Origin of the sequence: Polaromonas sp. CG_23.6 (assembly GCF_029892315.1) — a bacterium.
Taxonomy (GTDB): domain Bacteria; phylum Pseudomonadota; class Gammaproteobacteria; order Burkholderiales; family Burkholderiaceae_C; genus Polaromonas.
In genome coordinates this window covers 1,747,572-1,766,381 of sequence record NZ_JARXUY010000001.1, presented here as the reverse complement: position 1 = coordinate 1,766,381, position 18,810 = coordinate 1,747,572, and the positions used below count along the sequence as shown (strand labels likewise).

General features: G+C 60.0%; 14 protein-coding genes. 5 read left to right on the top strand and 9 right to left on the bottom strand.

Annotated elements, in window-relative coordinates:
- Positions 1–126: 126 nt before the first annotated feature.
- The 3 genes from H4V98_RS08295 to H4V98_RS08285 are packed head-to-tail and all read right to left on the bottom strand — an operon-like array spanning position 127 to position 3,809.
- The gene (locus H4V98_RS08295; protein ID WP_280757429.1) at positions 127–1,524 is read right to left on the bottom strand and encodes an aspartate aminotransferase family protein; all 1,398 of its coding nucleotides are present in this window, start codon (positions 1,522–1,524) and stop codon (positions 127–129) included.
- 37 nt (positions 1,525–1,561) lie between these two features.
- Complete coding sequence (locus tag H4V98_RS08290) at positions 1,562–2,929, bottom strand: glutamine synthetase family protein (RefSeq protein ID WP_231374349.1); 1,368 nt, start codon at positions 2,927–2,929, stop codon at positions 1,562–1,564.
- Complete coding sequence (locus tag H4V98_RS08285; protein ID WP_280757428.1) at positions 2,877–3,809, bottom strand: gamma-glutamyl-gamma-aminobutyrate hydrolase family protein; 933 nt, start codon at positions 3,807–3,809, stop codon at positions 2,877–2,879. Before H4V98_RS08285 ends, H4V98_RS08290 begins: the two co-directional genes overlap by 53 nt.
- A gap of 200 nt (positions 3,810–4,009) precedes the next feature.
- On the opposite strand from H4V98_RS08285, the gene H4V98_RS08280 reads away from it, so the two are divergent.
- The 5 genes from H4V98_RS08280 (at position 4,010) to H4V98_RS08260 (ending at position 8,949) form a co-directional block, all read left to right on the top strand.
- Positions 4,010–4,300, top strand: coding sequence for a hypothetical protein (locus tag H4V98_RS08280; RefSeq protein WP_196861789.1), 291 nt, complete (start codon positions 4,010–4,012; stop codon positions 4,298–4,300).
- Between the two features lie 245 nt (positions 4,301–4,545).
- Positions 4,546–4,815 (top strand): MoaD/ThiS family protein, encoded by a 270-nt coding sequence (locus tag H4V98_RS08275; protein ID WP_196861788.1) that lies wholly within the window; start codon positions 4,546–4,548, stop codon positions 4,813–4,815.
- Positions 4,812–5,969, top strand: coding sequence for a molybdopterin-synthase adenylyltransferase MoeB (gene moeB, locus H4V98_RS08270; protein WP_196861787.1), 1,158 nt, complete (start codon positions 4,812–4,814; stop codon positions 5,967–5,969). The genes H4V98_RS08275 and moeB overlap by 4 nt, the downstream gene beginning before the upstream one ends.
- Positions 5,970–6,082: 113 nt before the next feature.
- The gene (locus H4V98_RS08265; protein WP_196861786.1) at positions 6,083–7,657 is read left to right on the top strand and encodes a polysaccharide biosynthesis protein; all 1,575 of its coding nucleotides are present in this window, start codon (positions 6,083–6,085) and stop codon (positions 7,655–7,657) included.
- 338 nt (positions 7,658–7,995) lie between these two features.
- Positions 7,996–8,949 (top strand): DMT family transporter, encoded by a 954-nt coding sequence (locus H4V98_RS08260; protein WP_196861785.1) that lies wholly within the window; start codon positions 7,996–7,998, stop codon positions 8,947–8,949.
- A gap of 145 nt (positions 8,950–9,094) precedes the next feature.
- Here the strand turns inward: H4V98_RS08260 and H4V98_RS08255 are convergent, their stop codons facing one another.
- The 6 genes from H4V98_RS08255 to H4V98_RS08230 form a co-directional block, all read right to left on the bottom strand.
- Positions 9,095–10,627, bottom strand: coding sequence for a malonyl-CoA synthase (locus H4V98_RS08255; RefSeq protein WP_196861784.1), 1,533 nt, complete (start codon positions 10,625–10,627; stop codon positions 9,095–9,097).
- A gap of 36 nt (positions 10,628–10,663) precedes the next feature.
- Positions 10,664–11,446 (bottom strand): enoyl-CoA hydratase/isomerase family protein, encoded by a 783-nt coding sequence (locus H4V98_RS08250; RefSeq protein WP_280757427.1) that lies wholly within the window; start codon positions 11,444–11,446, stop codon positions 10,664–10,666.
- 202 nt (positions 11,447–11,648) lie between these two features.
- Positions 11,649–12,644: a tripartite tricarboxylate transporter substrate binding protein gene (locus H4V98_RS08245; RefSeq protein WP_196861782.1), complete on the bottom strand. Its 996-nt coding sequence runs from the start codon at positions 12,642–12,644 to the stop codon at positions 11,649–11,651.
- 48 nt (positions 12,645–12,692) lie between these two features.
- Complete coding sequence (locus H4V98_RS08240; RefSeq protein WP_280757426.1) at positions 12,693–14,159, bottom strand: malonyl-CoA decarboxylase; 1,467 nt, start codon at positions 14,157–14,159, stop codon at positions 12,693–12,695.
- Positions 14,160–14,340: 181 nt separating this feature from the next.
- Positions 14,341–15,156, bottom strand: a complete 816-nt coding sequence (gene lgt / locus H4V98_RS08235) for a prolipoprotein diacylglyceryl transferase (protein WP_196861780.1) — start codon at positions 15,154–15,156, stop codon at positions 14,341–14,343.
- 49 nt (positions 15,157–15,205) lie between these two features.
- Positions 15,206–18,646, bottom strand: a complete 3,441-nt coding sequence (locus H4V98_RS08230) for a CHASE3 domain-containing protein (protein ID WP_280757425.1) — start codon at positions 18,644–18,646, stop codon at positions 15,206–15,208.
- Positions 18,647–18,810 lie beyond the last annotated feature (164 nt).

The following is an 18,810-nucleotide window of genomic DNA, read 5'->3' as shown; positions in this document are numbered from 1 at the left end:
GGATGGGCTCCGGAGAAAGGTAAACAACGAACAAATTGCCAGTTCAAAAAATGGCCAGAATACACACCGTAGGCAATGCAATATCCGGACCTGCTGGAGCCCGACGAACTGCAGTATTTATTTTATTCAATCCATCTGGCCGGCAGCTTGTAAATCAACCAGGGTGGCGTCCAGGCAACGGCGGATCAGCGTCATCATCTCGTCGATTTGTTCGTGCGTCATCACCAGCGGCGGCGCAATGATCATGCGGTCGCCCACGGCGCGCATGATCAGCCCCAGCCGGAAGCAGTGGCCGCGGCACAGCATGCCCACGCCCAGTTCGGGGTCGAACGCTTCATGCATTGCCTTGTTTTTGCTCAACACCAGACCGCCCATGAAGCCGCACGTCTCGGCCAGCCCCACCAGCGGGTGCTCGCCCAGTTCGGCAAAGCGTTTGGCCAGGTAAGGCCCAATGTCGTCCTTCACGCGCCCGGGCAGGTTTTCCTTTTCCATGACGTCCAGGTTGGCCAGGGCCACGGCACAGGCCACCGGATGGCCGCTGTAGGTGTAGCCGTGGTTGAATTCTCCACCCTGCTCGATCAGCACCTCGGCGACCCGGTTGCCCACCATCACGCCGCCCAGCGGGATGTAGCCGCTGGTCACACCCTTGGCAAACGTCACCAGATCGGGCCGATAGCCGAATTTTTCGTAGGCAAACCAGTGGCCCACGCGGCCGAAAGCGCAGATCACCTCGTCGCTGATCAGCAAAATGCCGTACTTGTCAACAATGCGCTGGATCTCGGGCCAGTAGCTGTCGGGTGGAATGATCACGCCGCCGGCACCCTGCACCGGCTCGGCGATGAACGCCGCCACCTTGTCCGCACCCAGCGCCAGGATTTTGTCTTCCAGCCAGCCGGCGGCGCGCAGGCCGAATTCGGCGGGGGTCTCGCCAGGCTGGCCCATCTCGTAAAAGTACGGCTGCCCGATGTGGGTGATGTTGGGAATCGGCAGGTCGCCTTGTGCATGCATGCTGGACATGCCGCCCAGCGAGGCACCGGCCATGGTGCTGCCGTGGTAGCCGTTGATCCGGCCAATAATGATTTTGCGCTCCGGCTGGCCCAGCAGATCCCAGTAACGGCGCACCATGCGCACGTTCGAGTCGTTGCTTTCAGAGCCGCTGCTGGAATAAAACACGTGCTTGAAGCTGCGGCCGCCCACCTCGGGCGCCAGCGCTGAAAGCCGGGCCGCCAGCTGCACGGCGGGCACATTGGTGGTCTGGAAAAAGCTGTTGTAGTAAGGCAGCGTCATCATCTGCCGGTAGGCGGCGGTTGCCAGTTCTTCGCGGCCATAGCCCACATTGACGCACCACAGGCCGCTCATGGCATCGAGTAGCTTGTGGCCATCGGAATCCCAGACGTAGATGTTCTCGGCCCGGGTAATGACCCGCGCGCCGTGCGCCGCCATGTCCTTGAAGTCGGTGAAGGGGTGCAGGAAATGTTCGCGGTCCAGGGACTGGATCAGGGCGGTGTCGACAGGCGTGTTCATGGTGGATACCTCTTGGTTGCGGTGGATCGGTTACGGCTTAGACCAGCAGCAGCAGGTGTTCACGCTCCCATGGCGAGATCACCTTCATGAACTCGGCAAACTCCATTTCCTTGATTTCGGAATACACCGTGACAAAATCTCGGCCCAGCACTTCATGCAGGTCCGACTCGCGGCGCAGCCAGTCCAGCGCCTCGCCCAGGCTGCGCGGCAGCGAATAAGGCGACAGGTAGGCATCGCCCTTCATCTCGGGCTTGGGCTTGATCTTGTTCTTGATGCCCAGATAACCGCAGGCCAGCGTCATGGCCAGGGCGATATACGGATTGGCGTCAGCACCGATCACCCGGTTTTCCACCCGGCGGGCTTGTGGCGTGGAAATCGGCGAGCGAATGCCGACAGTGCGGTTGTCGTGTCCCCAGGCGATGTTGATCGGTGCGGCCGTGTCGCGCGACAGCCGCCGGTAGCTGTTGACATAAGGCGCGACCAGCGCCATAGCCGCCGGAATGTAGCGCTGCAGCCCGCCGATGTAATGAAAGAAAGCCTCCGACTCGCTGCCATCCCGGTTGCTGAATATGTTCTGGCCGGTTTCGCGGTTCAGGATGCTCTGGTGCACATGCATGGCGCTGCCGGGCTCGGTTGCAATCGGCTTGGCCATGAAGGTGGCATACATGTTGTGGCGCAGGGCCGCTTCGCGCACTGTGCGCTTGAACAGGAACACCTCGTCGGCCAGGCCCAGCGGATGGGCATGGAAAAAATTGATCTCCATCTGCCCTGCGCCGACTTCATGAATCAGCGTGTCGACATTGAGCTCCATCTTTTCACAGTAGTCGTAGATGTCCTCGAACAGCGGGTCAAACTCGTTCACCGCGTCGATGCTGTAGGCCTGGCGCGAAGTTTCGGCGCGCCCGCTGCGGCCAACTGGCGGGCGCAGCAGCGTGTTGGGGTCGGTGTTGCGGGCCACCAGGTAAAACTCCAGCTCGGGCGCCACCACCGGCACCAGGCCTTCGGCTTCATACAGTTCGCACACCCGGCGCAGCACGCTTCTGGGCGCAAACGGCACCAGCTTGCCGGCCGGGTCGAAGCAGTCGTGGATCACCTGCGCCGTCGGGCTCGACGCCCACGGAACAATCCGTGCCGTGGACGGGTCGGGCCGCAGGTGCATGTCCTTGTCGGTCGGGCTGATCACATCGTAGTAAGGGCCGCTCTCGGGGAACTCGCCGGTCACGCCCATGGCCACCACCCCCTCGGGCAGGCGCATACCCCGGTCCTCGGTGAATTTGCCGCGCGGCAGGATCTTGCCCCGGGCCACGCCCGTCAGGTCAGGCACCAGGCATTCGACTTCGGTGATCCTGCGTTCATTCAGCCAGTTTTCCAGTTCCGTAAAGGTCGTTGCTTTTGTCATGCTCATGTTCAGACTCATCGCGCGCTCCTGTTTTTCGACGCCTGTCGGTGGATTGGAATAACCTGGGTTCAACTTGAGGGGCAGCCCTTTCCAGCATGCGGCCGGCATGACGGCGTTCGCAAGCCTGGCCAAAGGCCGCAAAAATGGCTCGGTAGAAAGGATTTTCCTGGCAGTTCCACTCGGGGTGCCATTGCACGGCATAGGCAAACGCGGCAGCCCCCTTGATCTCGAAGGCCTCGACCAATCCGTCGGATGCATGGCCCAGCGCGTGCAATCCGTTGGCCAGCCGGCCAATGCCCTGACCATGCAGCGAATTGACCTGGGCCGTGCCGCCGCCGGCCCACTCTGCAAACGCACAGCCCGGCACAAAACGCACCGCATGTGCAGGTCCGTAGGCCTCTTCAAGGCTGACGCCTTCGGGATCGCGATGGTCGAAGTGCCCTTCCCGCGCATGCACACTTTGTTCCAGAGAGCCGCCCAAGGCCACGTTGATTTCCTGAAAACCACGGCAAATGCCCAGCAGCGGCACACCAGCGGACTGACATGCCCGTACCAGCGCCAGCGTGAGCGCATCGCGCTGCGGGTCGAGCGGCAAGCCGGTGTCCAGCACGTCCTGGTCAAAATGAGAGGGATGAACATTCGACGGCGAACCGGTCAGCATGACGCCGTCGACCAATTCCAAAAGCGCCGGTATCTGTGCCGCATCTGCCAAGGGAAACAGCACAGGCTGGGCACCAGCGCATTGCGTGACGGCACGGGCATATTTCTCTCCCAGTACCAGAAAAGGGAACTGGTGACCTTCCTCACCCAGAAGCCGATGGTCGGCAGGCAACCACACCAGCGGCAGGTGACGGTGCTGCGAAGAAATCAACAGGGTTTGCCGCATGAGTGATGGGTGTTGAGGGAGTTCCAGCCAGTGTAACCAGCCCCACCATGGCGCCGATTAAACGGTGGCGGCGTGCCTGCAAGTGTTTTGCGGTGCGAATTCTGATTCGGGCCAGGAAGGTACGAACTCGCCTGCCCAACAGTCGAACGCACGGTGCAGCAAGTTATGGGTCGACCATGGAGGCGAGAGGCGAGGTGTGAATGGATGGCCCGGCCGGCCGAACGCCTATCAATTCATTTGCAGCCGCCGGCATGCACATGATGACGGTGGATGGAAAAGGCACAGCGCCAACCGAATATGACGCGACGGAAGAGGCGCTTCATCCTGGAAGAAATTCAGGATTGGCAAGCAATTTTTCAAGTCGAAACAGCGCTTCCCGCTATATATACCGACACAAGCTGCTATCTTTTTTAAAAAATTATGGCAGGATTTTTCTGTTGGGCACAAGCCTGTCAGCCACCATGCTTCCTTCTGTCAAGCCATTTGCCTGAAGAATGGTGCCTTGGCTTGTCTACGCAAAGATTGATATATGCCGTATCAATCCAGCATGCCTCCTAACTTAACTTCAGGGTTTTTACCATCAACAAAAACGCTTCACATTGGTCCGTTTGGGGGGTTGCGGCATCAAAAATATCAAATTAACATTTGTTTTGTGAGGATAAGTTATTAACAGCGATATTTGTATGTTATTAGGCCCGGCCTAACAACTGAAAATCAACCAATCAGGACGTTATATATGGCAATTTTAATGGTGCCCAGTTCGCTGCGCCGTTACACCAACCAGCAGAGTCGTATCACCCTTGCTGTCAGTTCCATCGAGGAGGCACTCAAGCGCTTTTCCGAAGATTCAAGCGAGCTTCGCAATCACCTGTTTAGCGGTCAAGTCCTGCGCAAATTCATCGTCGTTTGCAAAAACGGCCAGGACATCAGGCTTCTGGACGGACTGCAGACATTGGTGAGCGATGCCGATGAAGTCCAGATCATTGCGAGCGTTGCCGGAGGATGAACGCGCTACTTCAACCCGACATACTGCCAGAACTCTCCAGCAGCGAACTTCGGCGTTTCAACCGCCAGATCATCCTGCCCGAATTTGGCATCGAAGCGCAGCGACGCCTCAAGGCGGGCAGCGTTCTACTGATTGGCCTGGGCGGCCTGGGCAGCCCGGCTTCGCTTTATTTGGCGGCTGCAGGGGTCGGGCGAATCGGCCTGGTGGACGGCGATGTGGTCGAAGAAACCAATCTTCAGCGCCAGATCGTGCACGGCCAGTCAGCGCTCGGGCGCTTGAAAAATGAAAGTGCCGAAGCACGCTTGCTGGACATCAACCCGAACGTCCAGATCGAACGTCACGATGTGCGGCTGAATATTGACAATGCGCTGGCGCTGATCTCCCAGTACGACGTGATCATTGACGGCTCCGACAATTTTCCGACGCGCTACCTGGTCAACGATGCCTGCGTAAAGCTTGGCAAGCCTGACGTTTATGGCGGCGTATTGCGTTTTGACGGCCAACTCAGCGTGTTCGATGCGCGCACGGGACCGTGCTATCGCTGCATGTTTCCCGAACCACCACCGCAGGAGTTCGCGCCCAATTGCTCAGAGGCTGGCGTGCTGGGTGTGCTGCCCGGTGTGATTGGGTCACTGCAGGCGACCGAGGCGCTCAAGTTGTTGAGCGGCGTCGGCTCGCCCATGATCGGCCGCATGCTGATCTATGACGGACTGGACCTTTCCTTCAACACGGTCCACATCGCCAAGGACCCCGACTGCCCGGTCTGCAGTCGTGCGCCGCAAGACATCGCGCTCAAAGAAACCGTCATGGTTTGCGCTGCGCCGGTTGGCCAGTCCATCTCGTCTGGTGGACTCCAGGCGAGGCTGCAGGCACAGGACGATTTGGTCATCGTCGATGTACGCAATCCGGCCGAATGGCTGCCCGGCCGAATTCCGGGCGCTATCGGATGGCCCAAGCCGGAACTCGAGCGCGCGCTGAATGAATCTGGCGCAAGCCAATTGCCCAGAGACCGCGACATCGTGCTGGTGTGCCAAAGCGGCATGCGGAGCAACAGCGTCATCAAATCGCTGGTCGCGGCAGGTTATGACCCGCTCCGGCTCTACAGCCTTGAACAAGGCATGGCGGCATGGCCGGGGGATGTTCAACTTGTCTGAAACGGTGGCAGCTTCCATACCCACGCGGCATGGGTTGCTGCACAACCGTTTATATGGGGCCCGGCGGATGGCCACACGCATCCGCAACGATTTTTTTGAAAGGATGGTTCTTCATGTCCATTAATGAAGCCCGCCCCGATGTATCCAGCGACGACCTGGTTCGCCAGATCATCACCCTCGCGCCCACCGGCGTCCCCATTACCCCTGCTATTGCAGAACAGCTTCAGGCGGCGACGCAAGCCCTTTTGGCACTGGCCAATGTTGACGGAAAGCTCGAACACAGTCCCATGAAACTGGCGATGGAGCGGACGGTAGACCTGCACCGTGAGTCCGCTGAAAAACGACTCACGGGTCAACGCGTGTTGGTCACCGGCGGCGCCGGCTGTGTCGGCTCGCATTTGATTCCCCTGCTCTTTGAACTCGGTGCAATGGAAATTATCATTGCAGACATTGCCGTCGAAAATGGCAGCATTGCCATGGAAGGCAACAGTGTCGGCTCGCCCACCCGGCAACTGATAAATTGCCAGGTCGACATCCGGGATGCGGCCCTGCTCGACGCGGTGTTCGCCCAGACCAAACCACATGTCGTTTTTCACCTGGCCAGCATCCGCGAGCCCGGCCGTGCCGAGGCGGTGATACGCGAAGCCATCGAAACCAATGTGTTTGGTACGCGCAATGTCATAAACGCCTGTCTTCGCCATGGCGTGGAGGATGCGATTTACTCTTCTACCGGCAAGTGTTTTGCCTATGTCTCCGATCACGTCTACACCGGCAGCAAAAAACTGGCCGAAGCGCAGTGGGCCGCTGTTGCACGCCGCAGCAACTCGACACGGTTTCGCTGCACTCGCTTTACCCATGTCATGGAAAACGGCGTGGTTACGCAGAACATCGTCGACGGCATTGCGAGCGGGCTGGTCGGCCTGCACGGCCCCGACCGTTATTTCAATATTCAGAATCTGCGACAGGCGGGCCATTTGCTGGTCAACGCCCTGGCGCTCGCTGAACAGACACCGGTGGATGGCTTCTGGGCTGCCGTTGATCTGGGCTGGCCTGTGAACACGCTGGAACTGGCCCTTTACCTTATCCAGCAAAGCGGCAAACCGGTGGCCTTGCATTTTCTGGGCGTGCCCAAGGGCTATGACGAGGTGTTCTTCCGTGGCCAGTTCTGCTGGAGCGGTGAAACCGCTTACCACCCGCTGGTCAATGCGCTTGAAGCGCCCAGCGGCTTTGGCGACCGGAGCGGCACCATGATCGGCGCACGCGTGCAACCCTTCAGCGAAGACGCGCTGGCTGTTGAATTGGAAACTCTCAAAATAGCGCTGGACGACCAAACGCTCGACGTTCTGGAAGTCAAGGCGGCACTGAACCAGGCAGTAGGCGGCCTGGCACGGTCCATCTTTGCTGCAACCGACCTGCCACGCCTCATCGATGTGCTCTGGTGGGGTGCAGCCCCGGCGTGGATCGGAACATCAACCAGGGAGGCCGGGCGTTTCGAAGTGGTCATTCAACTGCTGATCGACACCGTTTTGGCCGGGTTGCGCCAGACCAATGGACCGATGTTGATTGCAAACCGGCAAAAGCTGCAAGAGGTACACCAGACCCTTGTGCGTATTCCCGGCCTTGCGGCTCAGTCCAGCAGACTGGAAAGCCTGCTGGAAGATTCGGCTGTGACAGTAGCAACAAATTAGGCAGGCGGCTCAAGCGCCTGCCTACTGCGTGCTTTGCCACGAAACCGAGCCAGCCCATTTGCCAATGAAGGCTGAACGCCCATGGGCAGGCCGGTAAAACAGCGCACATCTTGATGCGATACTTTACGCAAGCCGGCTGTGCGCTGCCGCTATGGATGGCATGACCATTTTTCGCGTCGCAGGCGAACGGCTAAAGGCAAACTCTGCAGCGTTTTGATTCTGTGATCAGATCAATACGATCATGGGCGCGCTACTTACTGGGCAAGAGGCTCTTTATTGCTCCAGCAAAAAAGCCACTTCTTCCAGTATTTTCCTGTTCTCGTCCTGGAGTTTTCAACGTGTCGCACCGCCCCGCTTCCCCGTGGATTGCCTATGCCTGCCTGGCGCTCAGCATGTCACTCGTCGGCAGTTATGTTGCCTTGTCCAAGCCACTGGTGACCGCTTTGCCGGTGTTCTTGCTGGCCTGGCTGCGGTTTGGCATTGGTGGACTGGCAATGGCGCACTGGCTGAAAAAGCCGGCATCCGAAATGCCGATGAGCCCGCAAACCCGCCGGCTGGTGTTCCTGGAGTCCTTCCTGGGTAATTTCCTGTTTTCGATCTGCATGCTGTTCGGCGTGAGCCTGACCAGCGCGGTGGCCGCCGGTGTCATCATGGCAGCGATTCCGGCTACGGTGGCGCTGCTGAGCTGGACTTTTTTGCGCGAGCGGATCAGCGCCCGCGTCTGGGCCGCCGTGGCCTGCGCTGTTCTGGGCATCGCCCTGGTTTCGCTCTCAAAAAGTGAGCTGCCTGTGCAGATGGGTAATGCGCAAGAGGCCGATTTGGCATCAAAAAACGCTTGGCTGGGCAATCTGTTGCTGGTAGGTGCGGTGCTGTGCGAAGCGGCGTATGCGGTGATCGGCAAGAAGCTGACCGGCGTGCTCAGCCCCAAGCGCATCTCGGCGCTGATCAACCTGTGGGGTTTTGCGCTGGTCACGCCTTTCGGGCTGTGGATGGCCTGGGGCTTTGACTTTGCCGCCGTCGCGCCGGCCAGTTGGACGCTGCTGGTGTTTTATGCGCTGGCCGCGAGCGTCTGGACGGTGTGGCTGTGGATGACCGGCCTGAAAACCATTCCCGCCAACGAGGCTGGGGTGTTCACCGTGTTGCTGCCGGTGAGCGCGGCGGCAGTCGGCGTGGGGGTGCTCGGTGAAAGCCTGAACGGCACGCAAGTCGGCGCCTTTGCGATTGCGCTGGTGGGCGTGGTGCTGGCGACGCTGCCCCAGCGCAAGCCACGTGCAGGCACTTTGTTGCCTTAAGGCGGCTTTGGTGCAGCGGCGGCTGCGTTTAATAAGGCATTGAATTCGGGATAGATGGACCCCGGGTCAAGCCCGGGATGACAGGCCATACGACGGGGACAGATAAGCGAATGGACAGGTCACCGAATGGACGACTCACCGCACCTCAGGCGAACAGCGCCTTGTACTGCTCGCGCAAGACATTCTTTTGCACCTTGCCCATGGCGTTGCGCGGCAGTTCGCTAACCAGGAAACATTGTTTGGGCACCTTGAAGTTGGCCATTTTTGACTTCATCTCGGCCATGATCTGCAGACTGTCGGGTGTGGCACCGGGCTTGGCAATCACCACGGCCACGCCGACTTCGCCGAAGTCGGCATGCGGCACGCCGACCACGGCGCTTTCGGCCACGCCAGGCAACTCGTTGATAAAGCCTTCTATCTCGGCGGGATACACGTTGTAGCCGCCGCTGATGATCAGGTCCTTGCTGCGCCCGACGATGGTGATGTAGCCGTCCGTGTCGGTTTTTCCGACATCGCCAGTCTTGAAATAACCGTCAGCAGTGAATTCCTCGGCGGTTTTTTCAGGCATGCGCCAGTAACCTGAAAATACATTCGGGCCCTGGACCTGAATGTTGCCAATGTCGCCCACCGGCAGCGGCTGGCCGTCGTCGCCCTGCACCCGCAGGTGGACGCCCGGCAACGCAAAGCCGACCGTGCCGCCGCGCCGCTCGCCATTTTGGCAAGGGTTGGACGTCAGCATGGCGGTTTCGCTCATGCCGTAGCGCTCCAGGATGGTGTGTCCGGTGCGCGCCTGCCATTCGAGGAAGGTATCCAGCAGCAGCGGTGCCGACCCGGCGATGAACAGGCGCATGTTGCGGCACGCGTCCCGCGTCAAACCGGGCTCGGCGAGCAGGCGCACATATAAGGTCGGCACACCCATGAACACGGTCGCTTCAGGCAGTTTTTCAATCACCTTTTTCGGATCGAATTTGGACAGCCAGATCATCTTGCTGCCGTTGATCAGCGCGCCGTGAATGGCAACGAACAGGCCGTGGACATGAAAAATCGGCAAGGCATGGATCAGCACATCGCCGCCCTCCGCCCGCGTCCGCCAGCCCCAGTAGTCTTTCAGCACGCGCGCGTTGCTCAGCAGATTGCCATGCGACAGCATCGCGCCCTTGCTGCGCCCGGTCGTGCCGCTGGTGTAGAGGATGGCGGCCATGTCGTCCGGCTGCTTGAGCGCCGCTTCATGCCGGTCGCTGCAATGCGCGGCGCGGTCCAGGAGCGAGCCGCTGCGGTCATCGTCCAGCGTGAAGACGTTTTGCGTGCCAGCCTTGAAGGCGATTTTGCTGACCCAGCCAAAATTGGCGCTGCTGCAGACCACCACCGCCGGCTCGGCATTGCCGATGAAATACTCGATTTCGGCGCTCTGGTACGCGGTGTTCAGGGGCAAAAATACAAAGCCGGCCCGCAGCGTGGCCAGGTACAAGACCATCGCCTCGACCGATTTTTCGACCTGCACGGCAATCCGGGCGCCTTCGGGCAGGCTCAGGGATTGCAGCAGATTGGCCATCATGGCGCTGCCGTGGTCCAGGTCGCGCCATGAATACAGCAGGCCATTGCCGGTTTCAATGGCGACTTCGTCCAGGTCGGCGGGAAAGGCGGCTCGCAGCGCGGCAAAGAGGTTGTGGTTGTTCATGGAATGGATGATGTCAGGAGTAGAGGATGCAGCGATTCAGGCGCTGAACGCCGGCGGACGCTTTTCCATGAAAGCGGTAATGCCTTCACGGTGTTCTGGAGAAGCTGCGTAGTCATAAGCGATCGCTATTGTATTTATAGCTGCTTGCGTAGGCAGGATATGCGCCAGCACCCTAAATGATGCTTTATTCAGGCGTGCGGCCTGCGGCGCCAGTTGCCCGATGCGCTGGATGCGCTGCTGTACTGCAGTGTCCAGTGCGTCGGTCGCCAGAACCTCGTTCAAAAAGCCGCGCTGCTTCATCTCGGCCGCGTCCAGAACGGCGGCGGACAGCAGCATCTCGCGCGCCGTCAGCTCGCCCACGGCGCGCATCACCAGCGCCGCCTCGCGCGGCGCCATCGGAAAGCCGAGCTTCGCAATCGGTGCGCCGAACCGCGCGCTGCCGGTTGCCAGCCGGATATCGCAACAGCTGGCAATCTCCACCCCTGCGCCCATGCAATGGCCCTCGATCTGCGCGACGATGGGCACGTCGCAGTCAAGCATGGACTGCAACCCGCCCCAGACGTCGTTTTCATGAAAGTCGCGCAGGCTGACCGTGTTGAAGCGGAAACCGGCATATTCTGAAATATCGCCGCCCGCGCAAAAGTGTCCGCCTTCGCCGCGAACCAGCACGCAGCGCACGTCGCTTCGCTGCTGGATCACTTCAAAAGCAGTGCGCAGTTCGCGCCACATCAGCCGCGACATGGCGTTGAACTTGCCGGGGTGCGACAGCGTGACCGTGGCCAGGGAAGCAGAAACCTCAAAAAGAACAGCACCGCTCATTGAATCAGTTTCTTCCAGTGAGTATCAGGCGTAAAAGCCAGCCCGCCAGCCAAAGCAGCGGTACCAGCCTGCCCACGCCATAGGCGCAGAGGCGGCCATCCCAGCCCAGCAGGGGCCGTGGAACCGGCATTGCCGGGCCGCAGGCGCAGTGGCCCCCTCGGGGGGCAGCGAACCACACACAGTGGGGAGCGTGGGGCCATGCCTAGTCCAGCTTGGCACCGGAGGCTTTGACCACGGCCGCCCAGCGTTTGACTTCGGCGCTGACAAACGTGCCGAACTGCGCCGGCGTCAGGTTGCCGAACTCGGCGCCGTTGCTGGCCCAGATGGTTTTCAGCTCGTCGGTGGCGGCCACCTTGCGCAAATCCTCGACGATGCGCGCCTGCACATCGGGCGGCGTCCCCTTGGGCGCCCACATTCCATACCACGTGGTGACGGTGTAATCGGGCAGGCCCAGTTCGGCGGCGCACGGCACATCGGGGAAAGCCGGGTTGCGTTTGGCGCCCGAGACCATCAGCGCCTTGATGCGGCCGCCCTTGATGTGGCCCGCCGATGAACCCAGGCCGTCGAACATCATGTCCACATTGCCAGAGATCAGATCCTGCAGCGCCGGGCCCGCGCCCCGGTAGGGAATGTGGGTGATGAAGGTATTGGTTTGCTGCTTGAACAGCTCGCCCGCCAAGTGGTGCGACGTGCCCGCGCCAGCGGAGCCGTAGTTGAACCTGGCCGGCTTGCTGCGCACCTGCGCCAAGAAATCTTTGAAGTCGCCCGGAATGTTCTTCGGATTGACAACCAGGACCTGCGGCACATTGGCCACCAGCGCCAATGGCACAAAATCTTTTTCAATGTCGTAGTCAAGCTTGGGGTACATCGACGGCGCAATCGCATGGTGCACGGCGCCCATGAAAAGCGTGTAGCCGTCGGGCTGCGCGCGCGCTGCAATGCCGGCGCCCAGCGTGCCGCCAGCCCCGCCCCGGTTGTCAATGATGAGCTGCTTGCCGGTCAGCTTGGCAAACTGCGCCGACAGCGGCCGGGCAAAGGCGTCGGTGCCGCCGCCGGCCGGAAACGGCACGATGACGGTAACCGGTTTGACCGGCCAGACCGACTGGGCATGGCTGCCCCAGGACAGCGCGGCCATGCTGGCAGCAGCAGTACGCAAAAGGCTGCGGCGGGTAGCGCCAGGCTCGAAGTTAAATGTCATGCAAGTCTCCTTTTTTAATTTTTTCTCGGGATCGATCAGTTCAAGTCGTCAAATATACAAATCATGGACCTCGGTGGATACCGGGACTTTCCCCTGCGCCAGCATGGCCCGGTGCTTGTCCAGACGCTTGAGGTCGTAAAGGTAGTTCACCATCAATCCGTACGATTGCTTGACGCCTTTGGGCGAAGGATCGGCGGCCCAGTTGAGCCGCTCGACCCGCGCACCGTTGCCCAGGTGGAACCGCGCCACCGGGTCGAGCGGCTGGCCGTTCTTCAGCCCCTGCCCGAGGTAGTGCGACGCGCACTGCAGCAGAAAGTGGCGCACCGGAGACTTTTCCTGCAGGTCTTGGGGATGCTCAATCGCCGCCAGAAAGCGGGCTGGCATGGGCGTGCCGCTGCCCAGCGCCTGTCCCAGCACGGCGCGTTCCTTGTCTGACAGCTTCTCAAGCAGCGCTGCGGCATTTTTGCCCAGCCAGTTCCTCAAGCCCGGAATCGGCGAGAGCGTGGCGAACACCTTGAGCTTGGGAAATTCGTCCTTGAGCGTTTCCACCACGCGCTTGATCAGAGAGTCGCCAAAACTCACGCCGCGCAAGCCGCGCTGGGTGTTGCTGATCGAATAGAAAATGGCGGTGGTCGCCTTGCCCAGGTCGGCCGCTGCCGCCTGCTCATCAAGCAGCGGCATGATGCCTTCGGTCATTTCATCAACCAGCGCAACCTCGACAAAAATCAAGGGCGTGCCGGGAAGGCGCGGATGAAAAAACCCGTAGCAACGGCGGTCGCTGTCCAGCCGGTTCTTCACATCGGCCCAGCTCTTGATGTCATGCACGGCTTCGTACTGGATCAGTTTTTCAATCAGCGATGCCGGCGAATCCCAGCTGATGCGGCGCAGTTCCAGAAAGCCTACGTCGAACCAGGTCGAGAACATGTACTCCATTTCCACATCCAGCGCCATCAGCCGCCCGTCGGCCTTGAGGAAAGGCAGCATTTCGGCACGCAGCTCGACCAGGAACTGAACGCCCTGCGGGTAGACGCTGAAGCGCTGCAGCAGGCGCCGACGCGGCGACACGGTGGCGCGGCGGTAATGCACCTCGGCCACGGCTTCGTCGGGGGTGCCGACGGCGGCGGCAAACCGCGCTTGGGCTTCCCTGGTTTTTTGCGCATCGGCAACAAACATCTCGCTCATCAGCAGCCACAGGTCGCAGCGCTGCGCCAGCGGGGCGGCAGCATGGCCGGCGGCCACTTCCATGGCACGCCGTCCGCCTTCAACCTCACTCACGCGCGGATCGATGATGGCCTGGAGCTCCTCGAAAGCCCGGCGCAGCAGGCGTGGCGAAAGTGCCTCGCCTTCCTGGCGCAGGGTGGCGTCCAGGCGCTCGGCAATGGACCGGGCAAGCGGACATTCCTTGGCAAGAGGTGTTTGCAGGGGTCCACTTTTATCCGGCGGGTCAGCTGCCGGTTTGGACGACGCAGCAGGCAGCAAGCGCGAAACGCGGCCAAGCCAGCTGGTGCTGCTCATGCCAGTTTGCTGTTACGGTTTGCAAACGCATTCACATCACTATCGGCAACGCAGAAAGGCAATGAATTGCAGACAAGACCCATGGCGTGAACTCCTTGTAAGGGTGGAATCCCGGTCCGCCGACACCCAAGAAAGGCAGACTGTCGCATCACTATTAAATAAATAGCGCACCGCGCCCGTGCTATTTGCGCAAATGGCGGTTTGATGCCCAAACCCACAACCAGATACCAGCGCCGATCATGGGAATGCACAGCCACTGGCCCATGCTCATGCCCAGCGCCAGAATGCCCAGAAAATCATCGGGCTCGCGGAAAAATTCGGCGATGAAACGGAACACCCCATAGCCGACCAGAAAGGCACCCGAGACCTGGCCCATTTTGCGCGGGCCTCTGGCGTACAGCCACAACAGCACGAACAGCAGCAGCCCTTCCAGCAAAAACTGATACACCTGCGACGGGTGGCGCGGCAACATCGAGCCGCTGTTTGCAAACACCATGCCCCACGGCAAATCAGGCGAACTGAAGCGGCCCCACAGTTCGCCGTTGATGAAGTTGCCCACGCGCCCGGCCGCCAGGCCCGTGGGCACGCAAGGCGCGATGAAGTCCATCACCTGCAGCCACGGCCGCTGGCGCGTGCGTGCAAACCAGAGCTGCGAGGCCAGCACGCCAAGCATGCCGCCATGAAAGCTCATGCCGCCCTGCCAGACGAAAAAGATTTCCAGAGGATGCGCAAGGTAATAACCCGGCTTGTAGAACAGGCAGTAACCCAGACGCCCGCCAATCACCACGCCCATCACGCCCAGAAAAAGTATGTCCTCGATGTCCCGACGCGACCAGGCGCCCGGCCCGGTGATGGACGCATACGGTTCATGGCGCAAGCGCAGGCTGGCAAGGAAAAAAAACAGGCCAAAAGCGGCCAGGTAGGTCAGGCCGTACCAGTGAATGGCCAGGGGGCCGAGTTGCAACGCAACAGGATTGATTTCGGGATGGATGAGCATGGGGTGCCATTGTGCATGCAAGCCACAGCATTACCAGCGTCGTGCACTTTCAGGCCAAAGGCCCTGCGGCTTGCGTCTGGCTGGCCTGCAACTCAAGTTGTTCGCCAACGGTTGCCAGTATTTCCTCGACCTCGCGCACTTTGGCCGGCTTGACCAGATGGTAGGAAAAACCGGAATTTCTGGAGCGCTGACGGTCTGACTCGCGTCCATAGCCAGTCAGGGCAACCAGCACCATAGCGTTCAGCGCAGCGTGCTGGCGCAACTGCTTTGCCACTTCGTAACCTGTGAGCCCCGGCAGGCCAATGTCGAGCAGCACCACATCGGGGCACATGGCCAGGGCAGTTTGTACGGCGCTGGAGCCGTCATGGGCAACCTCGACTTCATGCCCGGACAGCTTGAGCAGCTTGGCCAGGAACTCCGCCGCATCCACGCTGTCATCGACAACCAGCACCCGGCAACGCCTGCCAACGGACACGGACGGCGTTGCCGAAGGGGGCGGCAAGGACAGCGCCAGTGGCGCCGCGATGACCGGCAAGCGGACGATAAATTCGCTGCCTTGCCCCAGAATGCTCTGTACCTCGACGCTGCCACCGTGCAGTTCGAGCAGTTGCCGGACCAGGCGCAAGCCGATGCCCATGCCGCCTTGCGAGCGGTCAATGGCGCGTTCGGCTTGCGTGAACAACTCAAAGATGTGGGGCAGCAGTTCTGCAGCGATGCCCATGCCGGTATCGCGCACCTTGATGACGGCCAACGCGCCGTGAGCCGCTGATCCGGTATCGCCTTCCTGCACAACACTCAGCCACAGGTGGCCGCCCTCATCGGTGTACTTGGCGGCGTTGTTTAAAAGGTTGACCAACACCTGCTCAAGCCGGGTGGCATCGGCATTGAGCCAGACCGGTTCCGGCGGCAGCGAAAGCGACAGCTGTTGCCGGCGCCTGGCCATCAGTGGTTGGGCTGTTTCCAGCGCCCTTTCGACGATATCGCCCATGCGGACCGGCGCCTTGCGAAGCCGCACATTGCCGCTGGTTATACGGGAAACCTCGAGCAGGTCATCGATCAGGTGCTTCATCTGTCCCACCTGCCGTTCGATGACCTGGCAGGCCTTCTGGTACACCGGGCCTTGATTTTCTTGCCGTCCCAGCAGTTCTACTGCGCTGGTCAGCGGCGCCAGCGGGTTGCGCAGTTCATGGCTGAGCATTGCCAGGAATTCGTCCTTTCGCCGGTGCAGATCGGCCAGGGCCTGCGTTTGCGCCTGCATTTGCCGCTCCAGCCGGGTACGTTCAGTGATGTCGTAAAAGCAGTTGATGGCGCCGATGATTTTCCCTTGGCAGTCCTTGAGCGGCACAATACTGGCAATGACGCTAATGCGCGAGCCATCGGGCCGTTCCATCACAGCTTCGACCTCATCAACCTGCGGCATTACGCCCTTGAGCACTGCAATCATCGGATTCTGTTCTTCGCTCAATAACACGCCGTCAGGACGATACACCTTGGAAACGCCGCAAAAGCGCTCATCCACATCGCTGGGCTGGGGCTTGCGCCCCCACAACTTCACAGCACAGGCATTGAATTCCAGAATCATTCCGGAGGTGTCACACGAATAGGTTGCCACCGGCCCGCGGTCGAACAAGGCGCGGAACCGCTGTTCGCTTTGGCGCAGGGCTTCTGCTGCCTTGGCGCGTTCAGTGATGTTGTTGAGGACAACAGCCACTTTTCGACTGTCAGTGCTGCCCAGCCGCGCGACATACACATCAAACTGGCGATCTAGCGCTTTTGCGTGGTGTTTAAACCTGACCGGCGTGCCTGTCAGGACCACGCAGGCGCATGTTTGCAGCCATCCCGCTTCATGGCCAGATGAAAATTCAGACCAGCATTTTCCGGCAACGTCATGCATACCCGTCTGCAAAGCAAAAGCCGGATTGACTTCCACAAAGCGGCAATCCACCGCTAGCGCCCGATCGTCAAACACAATGTCGATGATGCAAAAACCCTCGTCCATCGAATTGAACAGGTTGCGATAACGCTCTTCGCTTTCGCGCAGAGCGTTTTCAGCCATTTTTTGCATGGTGCAGTCATCGTGCACGATGACAATTCGGGCCTGCCCGGCACTCTGGAATCGCGTGACCCGCATGACAAACCAGCGTTGCTCGGTCGGCGAGTGACAGGCGTATTCCATTTCGTAACGCGTGCGCCGTCCTGCGATGATGTCCTGGATAGCCAGCGCATAAGCCGGGGCATTACCCCCCTGCAGCAATGTCTGCTGGCAATGGCCGAGGTAGTTGACGCCGATTCCAATTCCGACACCCGGAGCCGACCCACCCGGTGGCTGATTTTCATCGGAGAATCTTTGCCAGGATTCGTTGATTTCCAGAATCGTTCCCGATGCATCGAGTACGACAATGTGGCCGGACAAGGCATCGAGTGATGAGCGCAAAAACTGTTGTGATTCGCGCAGGGCTTTTTCCACCTGCTTGCGTTTGGTGATGTCGCGAACAAGGACCGCAATCGTTGTGCCTTCCGGTCCGCCGATTCGGCTGGCATAGCCTTCAAGATAATGGTCCGCTGCTTTCGACTGATTCACAAAGCGCGTTGCCTCGCCTGTTTTAAGGACCTTGGCGCACATCCCGATAAAGTTTACGGTCTGATCCGGGACAATTTCGCTGATCCGACTTCCTGCAGCGCCGGTGATGCCGGTGTGACGCTCAAACGCTGGATTTTCCTCCAGACAGTGGCCATCAACCGGCTGTCGGTTTTCGTCGTAAATCAATTCAATAATGCAAAAGCCTTCGTCCATCGAATTGAACAAGCAGCCATAACGCACCTCACTGGCGTTCTGCAGCTTTTCAGCGCGGCGTCGGCTCGCTTGCTCCCATCGCAGGCAGACCAGCAACTTTATGAGGGCGAAACCGCCCAGCGTGCTGGCCAGAAAAAGAGATTGGGTTGCATTGCTGCTGTCAGCCTGCCTTGCAATAACGCGGTCTCTCAAGAGTTGTGTTTCCTGCGCCTGCGACCGCGCCACCAGCAGGCTAATCTGGTCCATGGTCTTCTTGCCTGACTGCACCATCGCCGACGCGGTGGCCGCCTGCAAGCCTTGTGTCTCGCGCAGTGAAATAAGCGCTTTGATAGTGGCAAATTCAGATGCGGCCAAGGGTTCGAGCACGGCGAGCCGCTGCTGCTCCACTGGATTGTCTGCGGTCAGGCGACGCAACTCCGCCAATCGCATGGGAAAGGTTTTCAGACTTTCCTGGTACGCCACCAAGTGCTCAGGATTGCCCGTGATGACAAAGCCACGCTGCCCGATTTCTGCGTCCTTGAGGCTGGACAGCAGTTCACCGAGTTCCTGGATCACCGCACGAGAATGTGTTTCCCTGCGTTCCGACTCGGTTGCGTTGTGCAGGTTTCGATACGCCAGACTGCCCACGCCCGCCAGGCAGGCAAGGACAAATACCAGCAGGACCTCAACCAGCAAGCGTTTATTGACGCACTGCATGGCTTTGCCAGAAAAGCTTGCAAAAATGCCAGCAATGCCTGGACCGCGCGAAGTCTTGTCCGTTTTGGGACCGGGCGCTGTCATGCCAGCATCCCTACCTTAATAAAAGCGTTCATCATGGCGCAAGATCTTTCAGAGAATGGGACAACTCCCCATCAAGTAAC

Bases quoted from the DNA above. Each gene is read 5' to 3' on its own strand.
- H4V98_RS08290 (WP_231374349.1), bottom strand. From the start codon at position 2,929: ATGAGCATGACAAAAGCAACGACCTTTACGGAACTGGAAAACTGGCTG.
- H4V98_RS08240 (WP_280757426.1), bottom strand. From the start codon at position 14,159: ATGAGCAGCACCAGCTGGCTTGGCCGCGTTTCGCGCTTGCTGCCTGCT.
- H4V98_RS08285 (WP_280757428.1), bottom strand. From the start codon at position 3,809: ATGCGGCAAACCCTGTTGATTTCTTCGCAGCACCGTCACCTGCCGCTG.
- H4V98_RS08265 (WP_196861786.1), top strand. From the start codon at position 6,083: ATGTCCATTAATGAAGCCCGCCCCGATGTATCCAGCGACGACCTGGTT.
- H4V98_RS08295 (WP_280757429.1), bottom strand. From the start codon at position 1,524: ATGAACACGCCTGTCGACACCGCCCTGATCCAGTCCCTGGACCGCGAA.
- H4V98_RS08230 (WP_280757425.1), bottom strand. From the start codon at position 18,646: ATGCAGTGCGTCAATAAACGCTTGCTGGTTGAGGTCCTGCTGGTATTT.
- H4V98_RS08255 (WP_196861784.1), bottom strand. From the start codon at position 10,627: ATGAACAACCACAACCTCTTTGCCGCGCTGCGAGCCGCCTTTCCCGCC.
- H4V98_RS08250 (WP_280757427.1), bottom strand. From the start codon at position 11,446: ATGAGCGGTGCTGTTCTTTTTGAGGTTTCTGCTTCCCTGGCCACGGTC.
- H4V98_RS08275 (WP_196861788.1), top strand. From the start codon at position 4,546: ATGGCAATTTTAATGGTGCCCAGTTCGCTGCGCCGTTACACCAACCAG.
- lgt (WP_196861780.1), bottom strand. From the start codon at position 15,156: ATGCTCATCCATCCCGAAATCAATCCTGTTGCGTTGCAACTCGGCCCC.
- H4V98_RS08245 (WP_196861782.1), bottom strand. From the start codon at position 12,644: ATGACATTTAACTTCGAGCCTGGCGCTACCCGCCGCAGCCTTTTGCGT.
- H4V98_RS08280 (WP_196861789.1), top strand. From the start codon at position 4,010: ATGGATGGCCCGGCCGGCCGAACGCCTATCAATTCATTTGCAGCCGCC.
- moeB (WP_196861787.1), top strand. From the start codon at position 4,812: ATGAACGCGCTACTTCAACCCGACATACTGCCAGAACTCTCCAGCAGC.